The following is a 24,060-nucleotide window of genomic DNA, read 5'->3' on the forward strand; positions in this document are numbered from 1 at the left end:
TCTGACAGATTTGTCCAAGAGTAACTAGATCACAAGTTTGTTTCTATGTCAGCTTTACTCTTTAGCCACTCTCTTTGTGATATAAGATTCATCTTAGATTCGGTCTCACGAAGATATTGCCCATAAGCCTGTTCTTGACTATCTGAGGCTTTATCCGATCCCGCTTGAACCTTATTTAAGCGAATTAAAACAAGGTCACCATCCTCTAAAGTCTTAATTGCCACAACAGGTTTTCCTTCCGGATGCGCCATAGTAAAGGCTAAAGAGGCAATTTCATCCTGACCACGCTTCGCTAACTTAACAGACGTCCACTTAGTATTTGGACTCGTTTCTGCTGCTTTCGCTTGAGCCATAATGGCAGCTTCTGCTTTTTCTTGCACCAGCTTAGATGTCACTTCTTTTTTCGCTTGCTCGAAAGATTGCACAGACTCAGGTTTATGATCCGCTAAATGGATCACAACCACCTTATTGTTCCCCAAATCAATCAAGTCACTATTTTGCCCATCTTTAAGGACCGTTTCACCAAATGCAGCACTAATAACCGCCGCATTAGACGTAATAGCACTACTACCGCCATCACGACTGAAGTAATTGCTGGTTTGAACCTTCACACCATACTCATTGGCAAGCGGTTTAAGCTGATCACTTGCATAGGCCAAATCAGAAATATTTTCATGAGCAGCAAACAGTGCTTCTTGCGCTTTTTTGGCAACTACTTGTTTTTCTAAAGCCGCTTTTTTCTCTTCAAAAGAAGGGACTTTCGGATCTTTGATGGCTTCTAGCTTGATTAAATGCCAACCAAATTTTGTTTTTACTTCCTTAACTTGGCCTTTTTTCATACTAAACAAAGCGTCTTCAAATGGTTTAACCATTGTTCCTTGAGTAATATAACCTAACTCACCTCCTTGTTTCTTAGAGCCAATGTCATCAGAATATTCTTTGGCTAACTCGACAAAACTTACGCCTTTCGCCAACTGAGCTTTGATCTTATCCAAGATCGCTTTCGCTTGTTTTTCAGTATGAGTGTTGTCAATCAGAATATGGGATGCTTTACGCTCTTCTTTAGGAAGGCCAGCAACAAACGCCTTGTACGCTTCTTGAAGATCAGCATCGGTCACTTTGACTTTGTCGGCAAAATCCGCAGGCGTTAGCTCAACATAATTGATTTTTACTTGCTCCGGCGTTTTGAATTCGTTTTTATGCTCATCGTAATAAGCTTTTAGCTCTTTGTCTGTCACGTTCGTTTTCTCTGCTTGATCAGCCAAAGAGAACTTAACGTAGTCATAAGAACGCTCTTGAGATTGCAACTGAGCAATGCTATCAACTTGATAAGGAAGAACAAAATCAGAATTCACAACACCTCTTTCAAGTTGTTGCGCTAAAATGCTTTCACGCACACGATTTTTAAACGCTAAAGGCGTAAAGCCCAACGTACGAATAAAGTTCACATATTTGGTCTGGTCAAACTTACCATCGGTTTGAAACTGAGGGTTCTGCAGCAAATAAGAATCGACTTGACCATCTGACACGCCTAATTTAAGCGACGCAATTTGATTGTCAACTAAAGCACCTTGAATCAGGTCATTCAATGCATTTTTCTGCAACACATTCTCTTGCAGCATCGCTGGATTAACTTGGCCATTAGACATAGCAATCAACTGACGACGCTGAAGATCCGCTTCTTGCAACATCTGAGTACGAGTAATATCAGTACCATCCACCTTAGCGACCTTATCGGTTGAGGTAAAGCTTTTGACTAAGGCCTCGACGCCAAATAGAGCAAAAGTCACGACAATAAAACCAACAATGATCTTAACCACGATGCCTTGTGACTTATCTCTTATATCTTGGAGCATTCTGCCTCCACATGAGTTAATGATGTTTCTAAATAAAAAAGGTGTATTCCGCACGGAATACACCTTTTTGTGTCTAGTGGCGGAACAGACGGGACTCGAACCCGCGACCCCCTGCGTGACAGGCAGGTATTCTAACCAACTGAACTACTGCTCCTGACCCCTTAGTTTACAGCGTCTTTAAGACCTTTACCTGCTTTGAAACCTGGAACTTTAGCCGCTTTAATTTGAATTTCCTCACCAGTTTGAGGATTACGACCTGTGCGTGCTGCACGCTCTTTTACTTGAAAAGTACCAAACCCTACCAAAGTTACTTGATCCCCTTTAGACAGCGCTTCTTCTATTGCTTTTAACGTAGCATCCAACGCGTTGCCAGCAGCAGCTTTAGAAAGATCAGCAGAAGCCGCAATAGCCTCAATCAGTTCAGATTTATTCACGTTTTACCCCTTCAGTATTTTAAGTAGATCCTTAGAATCGTTTCGGCACTGTATTAAAAAATGCTCATAGATAAGGCCGAGCCAAAGTTATACAAGCCCTTCCTACCCCGTGTCAACACTGGGTTTGACCTAATGATGACTCACAGCTTCTTGTTCATCAACAGTTTTTTCTTTAGAAGTTAAGGTTTCTTCCTTTTTTGGTGAAGGAATGTACTCTAAAGCAATATCCAACACCTCATCAATCCACTTCACCGGAATAACTTTCATATCCGCTTTAATATTATCCGGAATCTCTTTTAGGTCACGGGCGTTTTCCTGTGGAATAACAACCGTTTTAATACCTCCTCGATGAGCCGCCAACAATTTTTCTTTCAAGCCACCAATCGGCAATACTTCGCCGCGCAAAGTAATCTCACCTGTCATAGCAACTGACGCCTTAACAGGGATCTTGGTCAAAACCGAAACAATGGCGGTACACATTGCAATACCAGCACTTGGACCGTCTTTTGGTGTAGCACCTTCAGGCACATGCAAGTGTAAATCGGTCTTCTCATGAAAATCTGCATCGATACCCAAACCAACAGCACGGCTTCTAACGACGGTTAGAGCCGCCTGAATCGATTCCTGCATCACATCACCCAATGAGCCCGTTTTAACGTGACGACCTTTACCAGGCACGCCAGCGGCCTCTATGGTCAATAGCTCACCACCAACCGATGTCCACGCTAACCCAGTCACCTGACCAATCTGATTTTTCTCTTCCGCTTTGCCGTAACTAAACTTATGAATTCCGGAGAAGTCTTCCAAATTATCAGAACTAACCACTACCGTATCAGCGCCTTTATTCAGTGTTTGCTGTTTGATAACACGGCGGCATATCTTACTCAGCTCGCGTTCCAAACCACGCACACCAGCTTCTTTGGTGTAATAACGGATAACATCCATTATTGCGTCGTCTGACACCTCAATCTCTTTGTCTTTCAAACCTGCTAGCTTAATTTGCTTAGGCAATAAATAACGCTTAGCAATATTTAGTTTTTCATCTTCTGTATAGCCTGGAATGCGAATGATTTCCATCCGATCCAACAACGGACCTGGAATATTCATACTATTTGACGTACAAATAAACATCACATCAGATAGGTCATAGTCTACTTCAAGATAATGGTCGCTAAACGTATGATTTTGCTCTGGATCTAACACTTCAAGTAGCGCTGATGCTGGATCACCCCGCTGATCCATTCCCATTTTATCGATTTCATCGAGTAAAAAGAGCGGGTTTTTCACCTTAATTTTAGCTAATTTTTGCAGCAATTTACCCGGCATAGAACCAATGTATGTGCGGCGATGACCACGAATTTCCGCTTCATCTCGCACCCCACCTAAAGCCATACGCACATACTTACGATTAACTGCTTTAGCAATGGATTGACCCAAAGAGGTTTTACCAACGCCCGGAGGTCCCACCAAACATAATACAGGCCCCTTGACCTTTTTAACCCGTTGTTGAACGGCCAAAAATTCCAAAATACGCTCTTTAACGTCCTGTAAACCAAAGTGATCTTGGTTTAACACTTTTTCCGCATAAGCCAAATCATTTCGTACCTTGCTGCGCTTTTTCCAAGGAAGAGAAATCAACCAATCAATATAACCTCGCACAACTGTTGCTTCTGCAGACATAGGCGACATCATACGCAGTTTTTTCAACTCTCCTTCCGCTTTCTCGGTCGCCTCTTTGCTCATGCCCGATTCGTCGATTTTTTCTTGAAGCACATCAAGTTCATTACCGCCGTCTTCCATGTCACCCAGTTCTTTCTGAATGGCTTTCATTTGCTCATTTAGATAGTACTCGCGCTGACTTTTTTCCATTTGTTTTTTGACACGGCTACGAATATTTTTTTCAAGATGAGCGATATCCAGTTCGCCATCCATTAATGCCATTAAGTATTCGCCACGTTCAGTCAATGAAGCGATCTCAAGCACTTGCTGCTTATCTTCTAGCTTTAGACTCATGTGACCCGTAATGCTATCAATAAGCTTTGACAAATCGTCAATGGACTTCACAGAGGTAACAACTTCAGCAGGAATGCGTTTGCTACCCGCTACATATTCATCGAGCTGCTTTAGAAGTGCGGTACGAATTGCTGTATGCTCTGTTCCGCCATCATCTTCCGACTCTATCTCAGTAATGCGACCTGAGATGAATTCACCATCATCTTCAAGACCATCTAAGCGCGCACGGCTGCCCCCTTCCACCAAAACCTTTACGGTACCGTCGGGTAAACGAAGCAGTTGCATGACTTTCGCCGTTGTACCGATAGAATATAAATCATCCAATTGCGGGTCATCTTTTGAAGCATCTTGTTGAGCAACCAGAAAAACGTACTTATCATTTTCCATGGCCGCCTCAAGAGCGGCAATGGATTTAGGACGCCCAACAAATAACGGCAACACCATATGGGGATATACAACCACGTCGCGTAGAGGCAACATTGGCATTTTCAGAAATTTAGACATATTTTTTTCCAATCCGGGCGCAAAATACCGCGCACTTTCATTTCATTCTATGATTAGGAAAGAGATAAGGACAATAATAAAAAAAACAACCGTATCAGCATGTTGAATTAAGTGTACATGCAGCTTGCAAATCTCACACTAAAAAAAAGCCGACTATGAATACAAAGATTCATACTCGGCTTTTAACTATAGCTTAAAAATCCAAATTAGCCGTTTTTCGCTAATTCTTCTTTTTCAAGAACCATCAGAGGAGAGGACTCTCCTCGCATTGAGGCACCGTCCATGACGACTTTCACAACATCACTACGCGTTGGCAAGTCGTACATGCAATCTAAGAGAGCTGATTCTAAAATACTGCGCAGCCCACGGGCCCCAGTCTTACGAACAAGAGCAAGTTTTGCCGCCTCTTTTAGAGACTCAGGGGTAAATTCAAGCTCAACCCCTTCCAACTCAAAAAGATGCTGATATTGCTTAGTTAAAGCATTCTTAGGCTCGCTTAGAATGGTCACTAAGGCCTCTTCATCCAATTCTGAAAGCGTTGCGACCACAGGTAATCGGCCAACAAACTCTGGAATCAGACCAAACTTAACCAAGTCTTCTGTTTCAACCTTGTGAACAGCTTCGGAAAAAGACTTTCCTTCATCCTTACTTTTCACGGTCGCAGCAAAACCGATACTACTTTTCTCAGTACGATCACTGATGACACGCTCAAGACCTGCAAACGCCCCACCACAAATAAATAGAATATTGGAGGTGTCTACTTGTAAGAACTCTTGCTGAGGATGCTTACGACCACCTTGAGGTGGCACAGAGGCAACCGTCCCCTCGATTAATTTCAATAGCGCTTGCTGAACCCCTTCACCAGACACATCACGAGTAATAGATGGGTTATCAGACTTACGCGAAATTTTGTCGATCTCATCAATGTAGACAATACCACGCTGCGCCTTTTCGACATCGTAATCACAGTTCTGTAGCAACTTCTGGATGATGTTTTCAACATCCTCGCCTACATAACCCGCCTCCGTCAAAGTGGTTGCATCTGCAATGGTAAATGGAACATCCAAAACTCGAGCCAACGTTTGAGCTAACAAGGTTTTACCACTACCAGTCGGACCAATCAGCAAAATATTACTCTTGCCAAGCTCGACGTTATTATCCGTTTTTCCTTGATGACGCAAACGTTTGTAATGGTTGTAAACCGCAACGGCTAGAACGCGCTTAGCTTTATCTTGCCCAATAACATAATCATCAAGCGCCGCTCTTAACTTAGATGGTGTGGGTAATTCGTCACTCGCTTCACCCGATGAATCCCCTTGCAATAACTCTTGAGTAATAATGTTATTACACAGATCCACACACTCATTACAGATATAAACCGATGGCCCCGCAATTAATTTTTTTACTTCATCTTGGCTCTTTCCACAGAAAGAACAATATAGTAGCCGATCAGAGTGGTCACCACGGCTGCTAAATTTATCATCCGACATTTACTCCACCCTTTTTAAACTGTTCGTTTTTGTAAAATATCATCAATTAGACCGTACTCTTTCGCCATTTCTGGGTTCATAAAGTTATCACGATCGGTATCGACGGCAACTTGCTCAATGTCCTTACCAGTATGAAACGAGATAATTTCATTAAGTCTGTGTTTAATACTTAAAATTTCACGTGTATGAATTTCAATATCAGAAGCTTGACCTTGATATCCACCTAATGGTTGGTGAATCATAACACGAGAGTTAGGTAAGCAATAACGCTTACCAGCAGCACCTGCTGTAAGCAATAAAGCCCCCATGCTGGCCGCTTGACCAATACACATGGTACTGACATCAGGCTTAATGAACTGCATAGTATCGTAAATAGACATCCCCGCCGTGACAGAACCACCAGGAGAGTTAATATACAGGTGAATATCCTTATCTGGGTTTTCAGACTCTAAAAACAATAGCTGAGCAACAACCAGATTCGCCATGTGATCTTCCACTTGGCCCACCAAAAAAATGACTCGCTCCTTGAGCAAACGCGAATAGATATCGAATGATCTTTCTCCACGAGCCGTCTGCTCAATAACCATTGGAACAAGACCATTGCTAGTGATTGCAACAGGACCAGTAGTTGGGTTTTTCAAATTCATATCGCATTCCTTAAGACAAAAAAGCCGGCATAACAAATGCTATGCCGGCCTTATTTAAAAAGATAAGAAGAGGATTATGCTTCTTCGCCTTCTTTTTCAATTTGGGCTTCTGGCTTGATAGCGTCTTCGTAACCCAATGTTACATCAGTAATTTGGGCTGTTTCCAACAGTTTATCAACAACTTGCTCTTCAAGTACAGCAGATTGAACTTGTGAAAGCTGTTCTTTGTTCTTCAAGTAGTAATCGATCACTTGTTGTGGTTCTTGATAAGCCTGAGCCATATCTTCAAGGAAGGCACGAACGCGATCATCTTCTACTTTTAGCTCATGCTGCTTAATTACTTCAGCAATCAATAGACCTAGTTTAGCACGCTTAGAAGCTTCTTCTTGAAATAATTCAGCTGGTAACTGGGAAGCATCGAAACCTTGACCGCCAAACTGCTGAGCAGCTTGTTTACGCAAGGCGTCCACTTCTTGATCAACCATAGCGGATGGTACTTGAACGTCACCATTAATAGACAATAGACCATCAAACAAGCTGTTTTTCAACTTCGCCTTAACCGCTTGATTCAATTCGCGCTCCATGTTCTTACGAACTTCGGCACGCAAAGCGTCTACAGTGGACTCTTCCAAACCAAATTTTTCAACAAAAGCATCATTCAGCTCAGGAATGATTTGCTCAGCAACTTCAGAAACGGTTATTTTGAAGGTTGCTTCTTTACCTTTCAAGTTTTCTGCCTGATAGTCTTCAGGGAAAGTCACAGAAATAGTGCGTTCTTCACCTGTCTTAGCCCCAAGGATACCGTCTTCGAAGCCAGGAATCATAGTCTTAGAGCCAAGTACCAATTTATGACCTTGTGCCGCACCACCGTCAAATGCTTCATCACCTAGGTAGCCAACAAAATCGATTGTTACCTGATCGCCGTCTGCGGCTTCACGCTCAACAGCAGACCAATCTGCATTTTGTTTGCGAAGCGTTTCAAGCATAGTATCAACGTCAGCATCAGTCACTTCAGAACTAACACGATTAACATTGATAGCCGATGCATCAGCCAACGTAATTTCTGGATAAACTTCCACTTTGGCGACAAATTCAAGATCTGCGCCTTCCGTTACGTTTTTAGGCTCAATAGATGGCATGCCTGCAGGTTGAATAGACTCTTTTTGTAGTGCTTCCATGTAGGCATCGCGCATAATCTGCTCAATAGCCTCCATACGAATACCTTGACCGTAACGTTTTTTAACAACACTTACAGGCACTTTGCCTTTACGGAAACCATCAATACGGATAGTTTTCGCAGTTTTAGCCACTTCAGAACTTACTTTTTCTTCGATTCGAGCAGCAGGAACGCTGATTGTAAGAATGCGCTCGATTGGAGACGTTGTCTCTACAGAAACTTGCATAAAACTTCCTCTCGGGAATGTGCTTTAACTTGTTGATGTTGTCACGGTTAAACTTAATCACCAGTCGAAAACATCAACAAAACCTAAATTTAAACCTATTAAAGTAATGGACTGAAATGGTGCTCCGTACTGGATTCGAACCAGTGACCTACCGCTTAGAAGGCGGTTGCTCTATCCAACTGAGCTAACGGAACAAAGCTCATTACATTTCATTTGGTGGGCTATTATAGGGATGGAATATCAATCGTCAACTCAAAGACATAAAAAAGCCCAGTAAACTGGGCTAAAAAATGACTTTTCGTCACCAAGGAACCGAATCCAACTAAAAAAAATTTAGCTTTCAACGGAACAAATATCACAAAAGGAACAAGATACATACTACCGATAACCGAACAATAAAACAAGCCCAATGCCCCAATTCTACTCGCTTTGCACCATATTTGTGCTTTGTACACATACTTTTACTTATCACGACCTTTTGCATGACAAATAGGCGATATACTTAAAAAAAACATTCATAATAAAATCATCTCACTTGAGCTTATTTATGAGGATTACCCAATGCAAGAGCGTTTTCGCTACCTCTATATTCTTAGTAAACGCTACACCCATCATACTTCATCACGTTTTATACAAAGCAATTTGACACAACGAGCGGCACAACTCACCTTATCAAGCTTACTGGCCGCCGTACCGATCATCACTATCGTGATCGGCATCCTTGGGCTAACCCCTGCTCTAAAAGATATGCAAACACAGCTGTTTAATTTTCTTAGCACTCATTTAACACCAGGAACAACAGACACCATTTTTCCCTATTTGATTAAATTTTCTCAGCAAGCAAAAAACCTTCCTGCTGCCGGAATCGTGACACTGTTTATTACGGCCCTTCTGCTACTGAACACATTTGAGGGCAGCGTCCAATCCATTTGGAATATAAAAAAACAACGAAAAATTCGTGACAAACTGCTCACTTATTGGGCAATACTCACCCTTGGCCCGATTATTTTTGCCGCCTCGCTGAGCTTATACGGCACATTATTGTCTTATGAAATCAGAGACATTCAAGCGAGCGAACCGATTAAATACTTAATCGACTTTGGTAGCTATGCGTTGTATTTTTTTATGTTATTTACCCTAAATTTTTTGACACCTAATACCGATGTTTCATTGAGAATTGCCGCCTTTGCCTCATTTATTGGTAGCATTGGATTGTTTCTACTGAACACTTTATTCGGTAGTTTTGCTCATTTTTTCAGCTCCTACCAAGTGGTTTACGGTGCATTTGCCGCTTTGCCGATTTTTTTAATCTGGCTTCAGTCCACGTGGATCATTATTTTGGCATCAACTTGCCTATGCGCGAGCATCCATCACATTAAGAGCTTAGCATTCGATCAAGATTAGGTTAAAATTGCTGAAATTTTTTAACAGAGTTAGCCATGATCAACAAAATTAACGATCTAAACACCATTTTAGAGCAAGCCGACTGCCTAGTCAGCGAACAACAAATTGATAACGCCTTAGACAAAATGGGCGAACAAATCACCAAAGATTTACAAGACACCTTCCCTCTGGTCATCTGTGTCATGAATGGCGGACTGATACCAACCGCAGGCATACTTGATCGCCTTTCGTTTCCGTTAGAGCTTGATTATGTTCATGCCACTCGTTATGGGATGGAAACAGAAGGCACTTCTCTTAAATGGCTAAGTTATCCTCAAACGGATATAAAAAATCGTGATATTTTGATTATTGACGATATTTTTGATCAAGGGCACACCTTAAAAGCCATCATCGAATGGTTCGAGCAACAAGGAGCCAAAAAAGTCTACTCTGCTACGGTTATCAACAAGCTGCATAACCGCAAAATCAATCTAACACCAAATTACATTGGCGTGGACGTAGAAGACCGCTTTTTGTTTGGCTACGGCATGGATTACAAAGGTGCATTTCGTAATCTAAAAGGCATTTACGCTATTAAAGACAGCTAACCAAACACACCTTCTTTCCACTCTCGCGAAAAAAGGCGCTAGCTCGAAAAGCTAGCGCCTTTTTTAATTTTACTCACCGAGCAAGCAATCTAACGCTCACTCAAGACAACATTGCTTATTAGAAGACTCGATTAAAACCATTCAATGCGGCCACACGGTAAGCTTCGGCCATCGTTGGATAGTTAAACGTCGTATTCAAAAAGTACTTCAAGGTATTTTGCTCACCCGGTTGCTTCATAATCGCTTGGCCGATGTGAATAATCTCCGACGCTTGGTCACCAAAACAATGAATCCCTAAAATCGCCAGAGTTTCGCGGTGAAAAAGAATTTTCAACATACCAACCGCTTCCCCAGTGATCTGAGCTCGAGCAGTATTTTTAAAGAAAGCACGCCCAACCTCGTAAGGTACTTTCTCAGCGGTTAACTCGGCCTCAGTCTTACCCACCGAACTGATTTCAGGAATCGTATAGATACCAGTTGGCACTTCATTAACAAAATGACCACCCTCTATACCAAACATATTAGCAGCAACAGCACGACCTTGATCATAAGCCGCACTGGCCAAACTTGGCCAACCAATAACATCACCTGCGGCGTAAACATTCTCTACTGCCGTTTGATAAGCATGATTAACTGACAACTGTCCACGACTATTTGGCTCTAAACCAATATTTTCAAGCCCTAACGACTCTGTATTACCGGATCGGCCATTACAAAATAATAGAGCATCAGCCCGCAACTTTTTGCCGGATACCATGTTCATCACAACACCACGTCCCGTCGTTTCTACGGATTCGAAAGTCTCGTTATGACGGATTAGCACCCCGCCATCTCGTAAGTGGTAGCTCAATCCGTCGGTGATTTCTTCATCTAGGAAGCTGAGCAATTTCTTGCCTGGGTTAATCAACTCGACGCGTACACCTAAACCACAAAAAATAGAAGCGTACTCACAACCGATAACGCCCGCACCATAAATAATCAAAGAACGAGGTGTATGACTCAAACTTAGAATCGTATCTGAGCAATAAATGCGAGGATGAGTGAAATCAATACTAGTGGGGCGATAAGGACGAGAGCCTGTTGCAATCACAACATTCTTAGCAACCAGCTCCTCAGGACCACGCTCGTAGGTGTTCACCTCAATGGTATTCGCATCTTTAAACTTACCACGACCAAAATAAATATCGATGCGATTACGAGCATAATACTCAGTTCTTCCCATCACTTGCTTATCAATCACCTTATTCGCACGATCAAGTACCTTAGGAAATGAGAACCAACGAGGCTCACCAATATCACGGAACATCGGGTTGGTGTTAAAAGCGATGATCTCTTTCACTGCATGACGCAGTGCTTTTGATGGAATCGTTCCAAGATGCGTACAACTACCACCTACTTGTGGACTTGCTTCCACTACAGCCACTTTTTTTCCAGCTTTGGCTGCATTCATCGCAGCCCCTTCACCAGCAGGGCCTGTGCCTAATACTACGACATCATAATGTCTCGTCGTCATTTTATCCCCTTCAAATATAATTACTTAGATGCATCGTAGAACGCTTCATCCGATACATTTTTTTGAGTGGCTAATTTTTTAGACTCTTTTTCACACTTCCCTTTATCTCCACCACAGATATCACATGCGACTTCCATTCCAAGTGCACTCATTCCACCACAAGAACCCGCAATAGGCTTTCTTCCCATCATGACACCGACTGCCATTGCGGCAACGACAGCCAACATCAAAGCAAACACTAAAACTGCAGTTAACATAACTAATCCTCCTATGCGGAAAAGCACCATGAGCTTTTCCTTACTCAGGCAATCAAGGCGCTAGCTAAAGCATAGATCACAAAAGACGAGCATCTCTTGACTGCTTATTCGAAAATTAGCGAATAAGCCAATCTTCGCTTCATTATTCGGTACCCCATTATAAAGCTTTTTGCATAAGGCGCGCACTCTACCCCATCTAAAAAGCCAATCAAATTAGGAGAAAATATGATAAGTTGTTGAAAGCCAATTCAAATACTTACATATAGCCCCTTTGCTCTTTAAGAGACACTAAAAAAAAGACCCACCTAAGAGGCGGGTCTTTTTTGGCTGCTAGCCACCGAAGTCATCAAGAAGAATATTTTCCTTCTCAACCCCAAGGTCCTCTAGCATTTTAATAACAGACGCATTCATCATTGGTGGTCCACACATGTAGAACTCACAATCTTCTGGCGCAGGATGATCCTTCAAATAGTTTTCATACAACACGTTATGAATAAAGCCTGTTTTACCTTCCCAGTTATCTTCTGGAAGCGGATCTGACAAGGCCAAATGCCATTCGAAGTTTTCATTTTCTTCTTGAAGCTTATCGTATTCTTCAATATAAAACGCTTCTCGCATACTCCGTGCACCGTACCAGAAAGAAATCTTTCTCTTAGAGTGCAAGCGCTTAAGCTGATCAAAAATATGAGACCGCATAGGCGCCATACCAGCACCACCACCGATAAAGACCATTTCAGCATCGGTATCTTTTGCAAAGAACTCACCAAACGGACCATATACCTTGATTTTATCACCTGGTTTTAAACTAAAAACGTAAGATGACATCTGACCAGGCGGCACATTATCTTTTCTTGGAGGTGGCGACGCAATACGAATATTAAACTTAACCAACCCTTTCTCTTCTGGGTAGTTAGCCATCGAGTAAGCACGAATGACGGTTTCATCCACTTTAGAGGTAAACTTCCAAAGATTGAATTGATCCCAATCTCCACGATACTCCTCTTCAATATCAAAGTCTTTGTAATGAACCGTGCGCGGTGGCGCTTCTAGCTGAACATAACCACCAGCACGAAAATCAACGTTTTCGCCTTCTGGGAGTTTAAGCGTCAACTCTTTGATAAAGGTCGCCACATTGGGGTTAGACTCAACAGTACAATCCCAAGCCTTAACACCAAACACTTCTTCAGGCACCTCAACTTCCATATCCTGTTTAACCGACACCTGACATGAAAGTCGATAGCCTTCTTTTTCATCTCGACGAGTAAAGTGAGACTGCTCAGTGGATAACATAGAACCGCCACCACTTAACACTTTACATTTACACTGTGCACAGGTCCCCCCGCCACCACAAGCTGAGGATAAAAAGATACCGCTATTTGCTAGGGTTTGGAGTAACTTACCACCTGCTGGTGCAGTTACCTCCTTTTCTCCATTGATGCGAATTGTGACATCCCCAGAACTCACCAGCTTCGCTCGAGCAGCAAGGATAATCGCCACCAGAGCCAGCACGATCGCTGTGAACATCACTACACCTAGAATAATTTCTAAGTTCATGTTTGTTAAACCTTATTCTTGGTTGTCCATTTTATGCAATTAAAGCTGCACACCAGAAAATGACATAAAGCCTAAGCTCATCAAGCCCACAGTGATGAAGGTAATACCTAAACCACGCAGACCCGCTGGTACGTCCGAATATTTGAGCTTTTCACGAATACCCGCCAACGCCACAATAGCCAAAGCCCAACCGATACCAGCACCAACACCGTAAACCACACTTTCACTGAAATTGTAATCGCGCTCAACCATGAACAGCGACGCACCCATAATGGCACAGTTAACAGTAATCAGAGGCAAGAACACACCAAGTGCGTTGTACAATGCAGGAACATACTTATCCAGCGTCATCTCCAAAATCTGAACCACAGCAGCAATAACACCGATGTAGCTCAATAACCCCAAGAAGCTTAAATCGACATTGGGTAAACCTGCCCACTCAAGCGCTCCGTCTTTCAACAGGTTCTGATACAACAAATTGTTAAGAGGCACCGTGATAGCAAGCACTACAATAACGGCTACCCCAAGACCCAGAGCCGTTTCAACTTTCTTGGACAAAGCCAACAAAGTACACATCCCCAAGAAGAAGGCCAACGCCATATTCTCAACGAAAACAGCCTTAACAAATAAACTGATTAAATGTTCCATTTATAAAGCCTCCTGCGCACGTGAATTAGCCGCTATTTTGAATTCAGGCTCTTCCACTTGTTCTTTTTTCGCTGAGCGCAATACCCAGATAATAAGACCAATAACAAAGAAAGCACTTGGAGGAAGAAGCATCAAGCCATTAGGTTGATACCAACCACCGTTTTGGACCGTTTGAAAAACAACATGACCAAACAGTTTGCCTGCACCAAGTAGCTCACGGAAAAAGGCAACCACCATTAACATGGCGCTGTACCCAAGGCCATTACCAATACCATCCAAGAAGCTCATCACAGGGCCATTTTGCATGGCATAGGCTTCTGCACGCCCCATAACGATACAGTTTGTGATGATCAAGCCAACAAACACGGAAAGCTGTTTACTTATTTCAAAGGCAAACGCACGTAGCACTTGATCCACAACGATAACCAAAGAAGCAATAATGATCATCTGTACGATGATACGAATACTGCTAGGAATATGATTACGAATTATTGAAATAAAGAAGTTAGAAAAGGCGGTTACCAAGGTCAACGCAATCGCCATTACTAAACTCACACTCATGCTACTAGTCACCGCAAGAGCCGAACAGATCCCCAAGATCTGTAGAGCAATTGGGTTATTCGCTAAAATGGGTCCAAAAAGGACTTTTTTCACTTCAGACATCATTGAACTCCTTTGCTACGAAGCTTTGCCAAGAAAGGCCCAAAGCCATGTTTACCCATCCAGTACTGCACCAGATGCGTAACACCACGACTGGTCAAGGTCGCCCCAGATAAAGCATCTACTTCATGAACCGCATCAGGACTAGCATTGTTTACACCACCTTTTACCAAGCGAATAACAGGCTTGCCTTGGTTGTTATAAACTTCTTTACCTTTCCACAACGCTTTCCAGTTTGGATTATCTACTTCACCACCTAACCCAGGTGTTTCACCTTGATCATAAAAACCAAAGCCAACAACAGTAGAGTAATCATTCTTAAGTGCTATAAACCCATACATTGTTGACCAAAGTCCGTAACCGTGAACAGGCAGGACGATTTTATTAATTTTATCGCCAGACATCACCAAATACACTGGTGCGTATTTCGCACGACGCTTAATGTCCGCTGGATCTTCATCAGCAGGCAAAGCGCGAGACAGTTTAGGGTTTTGAGCCGCTGCTTTTTGATCGTAGGTCAGTGGGTTTATCCCTGCTGCTTTGAGCTCTTCTGGAGTAGCAAATTCACCTGTGTCCAGATTAACAATTCGCGTTTCGACGCGTTTGAAAAGCTCGTCAACAGATTTACCTGGCTCTAACATCCCAGCCGCAGCCAAGATATTTTGTTTCCGGTCTAGAGCTTTATTGGCTTTTTGAATCGGCTTTAAACCAACCGCCGCAGCCGCAACAAAGATAGAACAAACCAAACATAGAGCCAGCGCAACCAATATCGTCTTTTTGATGCTTTCGTTACCGCTAGCCATTGCGTGCAATCCTCCGTTTAATGTTTGCCTGAACGATAAAATGATCTATAAAAGGTGCAAACAAGTTAGCAAACAAAATTGCCAACATCATACCTTCTGGGTAGGCAGGGTTAACCACACGAATTAGCACCACCATTACGCCAATTAAGGCACCATAGAACCACTTACCACGCTGAGTCATAGAGGCAGACACAGGATCCGTCGCCATAAACATCATGCCGAAAGCAAAGCCACCCAGCACCATATGCCAGTACCAAGGTGTAGCAAACATTGGATTGGTATCGGAACCTATCCAATTAAACAGCAACGATGTTGCGATCATACCGATCATCACACCTGCAACGATACGCCAAGAAGCAATGCGCATCACCATTAGAATGGCACCACCAATGAAGATCGCCAAGGTTGATGTTTCACCCATTGATCCTTGAATAAAGCCAAAGAAAGCATCAGACCAGGTAGTGGTCAAACTTGTCACACCATCCGCCGCAATTTGGCTTAATGGCGTTGCTCCGGAGAAGCCATCAACCGCCGTCCAAACAGAATCACCTGACATGGAAGCTGGGTAAGCAAAGAATAAAAATGCTCGACCCGCCAAGGCAGGGTTAAGAAAGTTCTTACCTGTGCCTCCAAATACCTCTTTACCCAATACCACACCAAAGGTAATACCGAGTGCGACCTGCCAAAGCGGCACAGTCGGTGGCATTGTCAAAGCGAATAGAATAGAGGTAACAAAGAAGCCTTCGTTTATTTCATGTTTACGAACGGTCGCAAACAAGACTTCCCAAAAACCACCCACAACAAAGGTAACAAGGTAAACAGGCAAAAAGTAAGCCGCCCCATACACCATATTATCCCAAATACTGGCAGGATTATGACCAGCTAAAGCCCCAATAATAGACTGGTGCCAAGACTCGCCAGCGCTAGTATGCATGGCTGCAATAGCCGTATTAGCCTGCAAACCAATATTGTACATACCAAAAAACATGGCAGGGAAAGTACATAGCCACACCAATATCATGATGCGCTTCATATCAACAGCATCACGTACGTGAGAGCCGTTCTTCGTTACTGAGCTTGGGCGATAAAAAATCGTATCAACCGCTTCATAAAGCGCATACCATTTTTCATATTTACCACCTGCATGAAACTCAGGTTCCATTTTATCGAGTACTTTTCTAAGCCCCATAAATCAACCCTCTTTCTCTATCAGAGTTAGACAATCCCGAAGGATCGGGCCGTATTCAAACTTACCCGAACAACTGTAAGTGCACAGCGCTAAATCTTCTTCATCTAACTCTAGAGCGCCCAATTTCTGCGCCTGTTCTGTATCCCCTACCACCAATGCTCGCAACAATTGAGTTGGCAAAATATCTAGCGGCATTAAGCGTTCAAAATGGCCAAGTGGTAACATAGTCCGATCACTGCCATTGGTCGTTGTTGTCATATCAAATGATGACGCCCCTGTGAGTTTAGACAAGAAAACATTTAATACAGAATGTTTTTTTGCTCCCGCTCGCAAGTAATGCATCATTTCACGTTCGCGTCCTTCTTGAAGCACAGTGACCTGATTATGATAGCGACCAAGATAAGCAAATGGTCCAAACGCTTTACGGCCTGTTAAAACAGAACCAGAGATAACACGGTTCTCACCGTCTTTTAACTCATTGGCCATTAACACATCAAGGTTTACACCCAACTGGGTACGAACAAGACGTGGCTTTTTCACTTGAGGTCCAGCAATGGCTATTACACGCTCAACAAACAGTTCACCCGTCAGGAACAACTTACCGATTGCAACCACATCTTGATAATTGATAGACCAAACGGTTTTCTTTTCACTAACTGGGTCCAAGAAATGAATATGCGTACCCGCTAAACCGGCAGGATGAATACCCGCAAATTCTTCTACTTTAACATCCGACGTTGTAGGAATTTTCGCATCAGGCGCTTTACACACAAAAACGCTTCCTGATGTCAAACGTGTTAATATGGTCAGACCATCAGCAAAGGCTTCGCTTTGATCAGCCAAAACAACTTCAGGAGAAGCCGCCAACGGATTGGTATCCATTGCCGTAACAAAGATAGAGTGAGGTTCAGAGGCAATTTCGGGCACTTTAGAGTACGGGCGGGTACGAAAAGCGGTCCATAAGCCAGAATCAACTAAGTTCTCAACCACTTTATCACGATCAAGACCTTTCAACTCTGTGCCAGCATAGGAAGCAAAGGACTCGGCTTCATTTCCTTCAACATCAATCACCACAGACTGAAACACACGTCGTTGACCGCGATGAATAGAAGAGATAACACCTGAGGCAGGAGCGGTGTACTTTACCCCTTCCGTTTTTTTATCCGTAAAGATGACCTGTCCTTTTTTGACCTTATCCCCTTCCTGAACCATCATGGTGGGTTTCATACCATGGTAGTCAGGACCGATCACAGCAACGGATTTTGCCGTTGCCACATTCTCAATCACCTGATTGGGAGCGCCGCTGATCGGAAGATCTAGGCCTTTAGTAATTTTATACATATGTTCTGCCCAACAACAAATTGAACACAAAAGCGTTGTACGTTTTGCTCACGACCCCCTCCGGGAAAACATTCGAAAGCGAATAGCAAACGGAATGTTTGTTATAAAACGCAAATCCACTTCACCAAAAAACCGAGGTATTATAGTGATCATTGTTGGCCTTGACTACTATTCCACAGTTTCTTTCGGACTTATCCTTTACTGTTTTCATGATATTCGTCCATATTAATACGCTAACTGTACAAAAAACGCACATTATATGCGTTTTTTACGCTTTTTATCCTTTTTCCAAACAATTCACTCACTGTTAATCACAAAAAAGCCCTTAAATGCGACAGAAAATAGGCAGGCACAATGTCTATGACTTTAAGTTGCCATCATTCAGCGAAAACGACACAATAATACTGGCTGGCTATCTGGAACGGCTTTTTCAATCAACTTCACCAATATTCTATTAGGAAGATAAGACATTTATGAAGCAAGCTAATGCCCAAATCCACATTGAGAACCTTCGGCTACGTACCTTTATTGGCTTCAACGAATCGGAAAAGAAAAACAAACAAGATGTCGTGATAAACGCTTGGATTGATTATCCAGCTGTCGAAGCAAGCCAAACCGATGATATAGATAAAGCGGTTAACTATCGCACCATTTGCAAAGAAATCATCCATCATGTCGAAACCAATAGCTTCTTATTACTTGAAAGGCTCACTTCCGATGTGCTCTCTCTTTGTATGAAACCTAGCAACGTTTGCTCAGTAAAAGTGAAAATTGAAAAACCTCATGCATTACGCTTTGCCGATTCTGTTTCCTTAACTCTTTGCGCTACAAAAGACATCGATTAATACCATGCCAGATACTCTGTCGCTTAATTTAAAACCCGGTTACAAAAATCTCTTACCTGGCATTGACGGTAGCCGCAGTGCCTTACAACTGCTTGCTATCGCCAAACAGGAAAAACGCCCTATTGTTTTCATCACGGATACCATATCCGAACTCAATGAACTAGAAGATGAACTCACCTTCTTAAGCGACCAAGAGCAAGAAATATTACGCTTTAGTGATTGGGAAACACTCCCCTACGATGCCTTTTCTCCTCATCAGGACATTGTTTCCCAGCGTCTCGAGACCCTAGCGAAATTGTCGGAGTCCTCCAACCCTATTATTTTGACAACCATCGCGTCTTGTTTTGTCAGACTTTGTCCCCGCCAACACTTGGAAGCACAACGTTTTCATGTCAAGGAAGGACAAACACTACCATTAGAAAAGCTCGCTCAAAAATTGACGGATGCAGGTTATTTGAATGTCGACAATGTTCACGAGCATGGTCAGTTCGCGGTTCGTGGTGCTTTAATGGATGTGTTTCCAATGGGGGCCAACACCCCCATTCGAATTGACTGGTTCGATAACGATATTGAAACCATTCGCTTATTCGATACGGAGACCCAACGTAGCATCGAAAAAGTCGCTGAAATTAATATGCTACCCGCAAAAGAATTTCCCACTACCGCACAAGGCATACAGCACTTTCGCCAAGCGTTCCGAGAACGTTTTGATGTCGACCCACTGTCCAGCCCTATTTATCAAGACATATCCAGTGGCATCATTCCATCAGGTATCGAATACTACTTACCCTTGTTTTTTGACCAAACCAGTCATTTTTTCGATTACCTCACCGATGAAGCACTGATTATTCGCACCGACAGTTTTAATGAACAAGTCGCCAGCGTTCAACTTGACTACAAAAGCCGACACGAATCGTTAAACTATGACATTGAACGTCCTATTCTGACGCCAGATGAGATTTGTCTAAGAGAAGATGAACTGTTTGCTGCCTTGAACCAATTCGCTAGTATTATCTTTGCAAAAAACGGCGTGAGCGATCGTTATACCGCAATCAGTGATGTCAAAATCGACTCAAAATCCCCCAACCCTATCGGTAAGCTGGAACGTTTCCTTAGCGAAACAAACACTCGCGTGCTCATCGTCGCGGAAACCGCTGGTCGTCGTGAAGCCCTGTTAGAGCTGTTAAAAAAATACAAAATCACCCCTGACTACAGTGAAAGCTGGCACACTTTTATCTCAGGAAAAAGTCCTCTTGCCATTAGCGAAGGAAGTATTTCCCGTGGTTTCCAAATACGAGACGAGATAACCCTCATCCCCGAAAGTGAGATCCTTGGGGAGCGTGTTTCTCAGCGACGCCGACGTAAGCACGGTGACGTCAATGAAGACGCCATCATTCGCAACTTAACCGAACTTCGTCTCAACGCCCCCGTCGTTCATATTGATCACGGTGTAGGCCGTTATCTAGGACTTACCAATTTAGAAATAGATGGGCAAGAAACTGAATTATTAACCCTCGGCTATGCAAACGACGCCAAGCTCTATGTTCCAGTTTCGTCGTTGCAATTAATCTCTCGCTACACAGGGGCCGACGAAGAAAACGCCCCACTCCATAAACTCGGCACGGACAAATGGAGTGTTGCCAAACAAAAAGCGGCTGAGAAAGCCCGTGATACCGCCGCCGAACTATTAGAAATTTATGCAAAACGTGAAGCACGTGTTGGTCATGCTTTTAGTCGACCCGACGAACAGTATGAGCTATTTGCCGCCGGTTTCCCGTTCGAAGAAACGCCAGATCAACAACTGGCCATTGATGCCGTGATCAAAGACATGCTTAACCCGAAACCTATGGATCGGTTGATTTGTGGTGATGTGGGGTTTGGTAAAACAGAGGTTGCTATGCGTGCTGCCTTTTTGGCAGTGGCTGGCGGTAAACAAGTCGCGGTGCTGGTACCAACAACTCTATTAGCGCAACAACATTACGAAAACTTTTGTGACCGTTTCGCTGATTGGCCCGTGCAAATTGAACTCCTATCCCGTTTTCGCTCAGGTAAACAAACCACTGATGCCGTAAAAAGGCTTGAAGAAGGCAAAGCCGATATTGTTGTCGGTACCCATAAGCTCATTCAAAGCGATATTAGATTCCAAAATCTAGGCTTAGTTATCATCGACGAAGAGCATCGCTTTGGGGTGAAACAAAAAGATCAGTTCAAAGCCTTGCGTGCAGAAGTGGACATTCTAACCTTAACCGCTACACCGATTCCTCGTACATTGAATATGTCACTGTCTGGCATTCGCGATTTATCGATTATTGCTACACCACCAGCAAAACGCTTGTCAGTCAAAACCTTTATCAAACAAAGAGACGAATACCAAATAAAAGAGGCTATCCTGCGTGAGCTACATCGTGGCGGCCAAGTCTATTTCCTACATAATGAAGTTCAAACCATTGAAAAAACCGCGCAAGAGCTAAGCGAACTCATACCTGAGGCTCGGGTACTGGTCGGGCATGGACAAATGCGCGAACGAGAACTCGAGCAAGTGATGTCCGATTTCTACCACAAACGCGCCAATGTATTAGTGTGTTCGACCATTATTGAAACAGGGATAGACATCCCTAACGCCAACACCATTATCATCGAACGAGCGGACAAGTTTGGCTTGGCCCAACTCCATCAATTACGTGGACGCGTTGGCCGTTCTCATCACCAAGCATATGCCTACTTATTGACACCCAAAGACAGAAAACTCACCAAAGATGCAGAAAAACGTCTTGAAGCCATCACCATGGCCGATACCCTTGGTGCAGGTTTTACCTTAGCAACCCATGACTTAGAGATTCGCGGCACGGGGGAACTATTAGGCGAAGGGCAAAGCGGACACATTGAGCACGTTGGCTTCTCCTTATTTATGGACATGCTTGATCGAGCCGTCAAATCCCTAAAAAATGGTGAATCTCCTGATGTGGATATTAGCTCTCCGGCACAAACCGACATCAACTTGCGTGTTCCGGCATTGATACCAGAAGATTATTTAGGTGACGTACATTCGCGCTTAATTCTGTATAAACGCATTGCCAATGCTTCAACCGATGAAGAATTGAAAGAGTTACAAGTGGAAATGATTGATCGCTTTGGTTTATTGCCAGATCCCACAAAAAATTTGTTCCGTCAAGCAGGCATCAAACTCAAAGCAGAAAAGCTTGGCATCACAAAAATTGAAGCGAATCAAAAAGAGGGTAAAATATTTTTCAGCAGTAAAACCCCTGTTGATCCAATGAAACTGATCAAGCTTATACAAACCAAACCAAACCAATACAAATTGGTTGGATCAGATACGTTAAAATACATGGCAACAATGAGCAGCGCAGAAGAGCGCTTTCAACAAACCTACAAAACGCTGGAACAATTACATTGAAACGATATTACATACTCTTACTCGCACTGATATCACTCAGTACCCCCCTATTCGCCGCTGGCAGTAACGATATCGACCCAGATACTGCCAGAGCCTATCAGGCTTATTTATTGACTTTTATATGGCCTAGCTATGCCTCTAGTGAGCAGATTACTTACCAAAAGGTCAAAGACCCTAGTGCGCTCCCGCAATATCCCGTAGACAACACTAACACGGCCGACAACTCATCCAAAGGGGCCGATATTGAACCCTTGTACGTTCCTTTTGATGACTTTAAAAATAAAATTGCTCCACATGCTCCAGTGCTAATCAATGAACGGTGGATTTTGATTTTTGACAAAAGAGGCGATGTTATCCATGAATCGTTCCACAGTGATGCCAACACTAATGGCTACCCTGAGCTAACTGGCACCATCTCTGTTCGCTATGCTCACTACTTAGAAACAGACATCAAATACCATCACTATCTCTTTACGCCACTTCCAGAAACCACATCGCCAGAGGGTACAAGTAACGACAGCACAGACCTTCAAAGTAGCAATCAAGACAGTTCAGGACAAGCAAGCGATCAACCCCTTGGTCCCATGCCTACTCAAGTGTTAAATGTTGAGCTGAAAAATAAGACTGCCAGCAAAAAACTAAACTATCTTGACCACCCTATTATCGGCACCCTACTTTACTTCGAGCCAATGAAACTAGGGGCTGTTGATCTTTCACATTGGCAGCCAAATGATCGAGCAAGCTAACGCTAACATGCTTTCAAAGTGAATTTTCAACTTATCATAGCGCGTGGCTATCGCTCTAAAATGTTTGAGCCGAGCAAACGCATTTTCAACTAAATGCCGATATTTGTATAAACACCAATCTATATCGGCGTTTCCTTTTTTCGAATTTTGCTTTCTAGGAATGACTGGAGTCGAGCCGCATTGACGAACTTTCTCGCGAATCGCTTCACTGTCATAACCTTTGTCCGCAATGATGAAATCTCCTTGTGGCAAGACCTCAATAAGGGCATTGGCCACTTTACTATCATGAACTTCTCCGCCTGTGATTATGAACTCTATTGGTAAACCATAACTGTCTACAGCAAGGTGGATTTTGCTTGTATTACCGCCACGACTCAGCCCAATCGCTTGATTTTCCTCAGAGGATGCGCCCGCGCTGTGTTGATGCGCTTTTATATAGCTGCCATCAAGAAACTCCCATTGCGTATCCTTATTGGCCGATAAGGATTTGAATAGCCTGAGTAAAATTCCTTTTCTGGACCACAGTAAAAAACGACGGTAAACCGTATTCCATAAGCCAAAATAGTCTGGTAAATCTCGCCAAGGGCAGCCGACACGCAACCGATAAAGAATGCCTTCCATCGTGTATCGATGCTCTCGCTTGTTATAGACTCTATCTTCAAGCAGAATAGCTTTTAGCTTCGACCACATCTCATCAGTGAGCATTAATCGGGGCATGGTAATCTCGTTGTATTTGTTTTTGGCGAAGTAA

Annotated in this window: 20 protein-coding genes and 2 tRNA genes; 5 read left to right on the forward strand and 17 right to left on the reverse strand. The window is 43.2% G+C overall.

Annotated features, from left to right (window positions below; translation table 11 throughout):
• Positions 1–29: 29 nt before the first annotated feature.
• The 8 genes from AC0VYI_RS15320 to AC0VYI_RS15355 form a co-directional block, all read right to left on the reverse strand.
• On the reverse strand, positions 30–1,856 hold the full coding sequence (locus AC0VYI_RS15320; RefSeq protein ID WP_475443920.1) for a SurA N-terminal domain-containing protein: 1,827 nt from the start codon (positions 1,854–1,856) through the stop codon (positions 30–32).
• 77 nt (positions 1,857–1,933) lie between these two features.
• Positions 1,934–2,010: transfer RNA gene (locus tag AC0VYI_RS15325), tRNA-Asp, on the reverse strand.
• A 7-nt stretch (positions 2,011–2,017) separates the two neighbouring features.
• Positions 2,018–2,290 (reverse strand): HU family DNA-binding protein, encoded by a 273-nt coding sequence (locus AC0VYI_RS15330; RefSeq protein WP_199474616.1) that lies wholly within the window; start codon positions 2,288–2,290, stop codon positions 2,018–2,020.
• Between the two features lie 129 nt (positions 2,291–2,419).
• A complete protein-coding gene (gene lon, locus AC0VYI_RS15335; protein ID WP_199474615.1) occupies positions 2,420–4,807 on the reverse strand; it encodes an endopeptidase La in 2,388 nt (795 codons plus the stop codon).
• 206 nt (positions 4,808–5,013) lie between these two features.
• Positions 5,014–6,297 carry an ATP-dependent protease ATP-binding subunit ClpX gene (clpX, locus tag AC0VYI_RS15340; protein WP_199474614.1) on the reverse strand — a complete coding sequence of 428 codons (1,284 nt, stop codon included), beginning with the start codon at positions 6,295–6,297 and terminating at the stop codon, positions 5,014–5,016.
• A 14-nt stretch (positions 6,298–6,311) separates the two neighbouring features.
• Positions 6,312–6,944, reverse strand: a complete 633-nt coding sequence (gene clpP / locus AC0VYI_RS15345) for an ATP-dependent Clp endopeptidase proteolytic subunit ClpP (protein WP_199474613.1) — start codon at positions 6,942–6,944, stop codon at positions 6,312–6,314.
• A gap of 74 nt (positions 6,945–7,018) precedes the next feature.
• A complete protein-coding gene (tig, locus tag AC0VYI_RS15350; protein ID WP_199474612.1) occupies positions 7,019–8,347 on the reverse strand; it encodes a trigger factor in 1,329 nt (442 codons plus the stop codon).
• Positions 8,348–8,464: 117 nt separating this feature from the next.
• A tRNA-Arg gene (locus AC0VYI_RS15355) sits at positions 8,465–8,541 on the reverse strand.
• Between the two features lie 367 nt (positions 8,542–8,908).
• On the opposite strand from AC0VYI_RS15355, the gene AC0VYI_RS15360 reads away from it, so the two are divergent.
• On the forward strand, positions 8,909–9,751 hold the full coding sequence (locus AC0VYI_RS15360; protein WP_199474611.1) for a YihY family inner membrane protein: 843 nt from the start codon (positions 8,909–8,911) through the stop codon (positions 9,749–9,751).
• A 35-nt stretch (positions 9,752–9,786) separates the two neighbouring features.
• Positions 9,787–10,338: a hypoxanthine-guanine phosphoribosyltransferase gene (locus tag AC0VYI_RS15365; protein ID WP_199474610.1), complete on the forward strand. Its 552-nt coding sequence runs from the start codon at positions 9,787–9,789 to the stop codon at positions 10,336–10,338.
• 118 nt (positions 10,339–10,456) lie between these two features.
• Here AC0VYI_RS15365 and sthA read toward each other — a convergent pair whose 3' ends face one another.
• The 8 genes from sthA to AC0VYI_RS15405 all read right to left on the reverse strand — a co-directional run bounded on the left by sthA (position 10,457) and on the right by AC0VYI_RS15405 (position 18,303).
• Positions 10,457–11,851 (reverse strand): Si-specific NAD(P)(+) transhydrogenase, encoded by a 1,395-nt coding sequence (gene sthA / locus AC0VYI_RS15370; protein ID WP_199474609.1) that lies wholly within the window; start codon positions 11,849–11,851, stop codon positions 10,457–10,459.
• A gap of 20 nt (positions 11,852–11,871) precedes the next feature.
• On the reverse strand, positions 11,872–12,108 hold the full coding sequence (gene nqrM / locus AC0VYI_RS15375; RefSeq protein ID WP_199474608.1) for a (Na+)-NQR maturation NqrM: 237 nt from the start codon (positions 12,106–12,108) through the stop codon (positions 11,872–11,874).
• 330 nt (positions 12,109–12,438) lie between these two features.
• On the reverse strand, positions 12,439–13,662 hold the full coding sequence (gene nqrF / locus AC0VYI_RS15380) for an NADH:ubiquinone reductase (Na(+)-transporting) subunit F (protein ID WP_475443925.1): 1,224 nt from the start codon (positions 13,660–13,662) through the stop codon (positions 12,439–12,441).
• A gap of 39 nt (positions 13,663–13,701) precedes the next feature.
• Positions 13,702–14,310, reverse strand: coding sequence for an NADH:ubiquinone reductase (Na(+)-transporting) subunit E (nqrE, locus tag AC0VYI_RS15385; protein ID WP_067015186.1), 609 nt, complete (start codon positions 14,308–14,310; stop codon positions 13,702–13,704).
• On the reverse strand, positions 14,311–14,973 hold the full coding sequence (locus tag AC0VYI_RS15390) for an NADH:ubiquinone reductase (Na(+)-transporting) subunit D (protein WP_067015188.1): 663 nt from the start codon (positions 14,971–14,973) through the stop codon (positions 14,311–14,313).
• Complete coding sequence (locus AC0VYI_RS15395) at positions 14,973–15,773, reverse strand: Na(+)-translocating NADH-quinone reductase subunit C (RefSeq protein WP_199474606.1); 801 nt, start codon at positions 15,771–15,773, stop codon at positions 14,973–14,975. Before AC0VYI_RS15395 ends, AC0VYI_RS15390 begins: the two co-directional genes overlap by 1 nt.
• Positions 15,766–16,962, reverse strand: a complete 1,197-nt coding sequence (locus AC0VYI_RS15400) for an NADH:ubiquinone reductase (Na(+)-transporting) subunit B (protein ID WP_475443927.1) — start codon at positions 16,960–16,962, stop codon at positions 15,766–15,768. The genes AC0VYI_RS15395 and AC0VYI_RS15400 overlap by 8 nt, the downstream gene beginning before the upstream one ends.
• A gap of 3 nt (positions 16,963–16,965) precedes the next feature.
• Entirely contained in the window at positions 16,966–18,303 is a 1,338-nt protein-coding gene (locus AC0VYI_RS15405) for a Na(+)-translocating NADH-quinone reductase subunit A (RefSeq protein WP_199474604.1), read from the reverse strand.
• Between the two features lie 473 nt (positions 18,304–18,776).
• On the opposite strand from AC0VYI_RS15405, the gene folX reads away from it, so the two are divergent.
• The 3 genes from folX to AC0VYI_RS15420 are packed head-to-tail and all read left to right on the forward strand — an operon-like array spanning position 18,777 to position 23,309.
• Positions 18,777–19,148 (forward strand): dihydroneopterin triphosphate 2'-epimerase, encoded by a 372-nt coding sequence (gene folX, locus AC0VYI_RS15410; RefSeq protein WP_199474603.1) that lies wholly within the window; start codon positions 18,777–18,779, stop codon positions 19,146–19,148.
• A gap of 4 nt (positions 19,149–19,152) precedes the next feature.
• Positions 19,153–22,563 carry a transcription-repair coupling factor gene (gene mfd, locus AC0VYI_RS15415; protein ID WP_475443929.1) on the forward strand — a complete coding sequence of 1,137 codons (3,411 nt, stop codon included), beginning with the start codon at positions 19,153–19,155 and terminating at the stop codon, positions 22,561–22,563.
• Positions 22,560–23,309: a hypothetical protein gene (locus AC0VYI_RS15420; RefSeq protein ID WP_475443930.1), complete on the forward strand. Its 750-nt coding sequence runs from the start codon at positions 22,560–22,562 to the stop codon at positions 23,307–23,309. Before mfd ends, AC0VYI_RS15420 begins: the two co-directional genes overlap by 4 nt.
• Here AC0VYI_RS15420 and AC0VYI_RS15425 read toward each other — a convergent pair.
• Complete coding sequence (locus AC0VYI_RS15425) at positions 23,277–24,026, reverse strand: IS5 family transposase (protein WP_475443932.1); 750 nt, start codon at positions 24,024–24,026, stop codon at positions 23,277–23,279. The two genes, AC0VYI_RS15420 and AC0VYI_RS15425, sit on opposite strands and share 33 nt — an antisense overlap.
• Positions 24,027–24,060 lie beyond the last annotated feature (34 nt).

The sequence above is a fragment of the Marinomonas sp. 63XJN7_9_ISO-PGPR-S23-217 genome, from assembly GCF_056173515.1.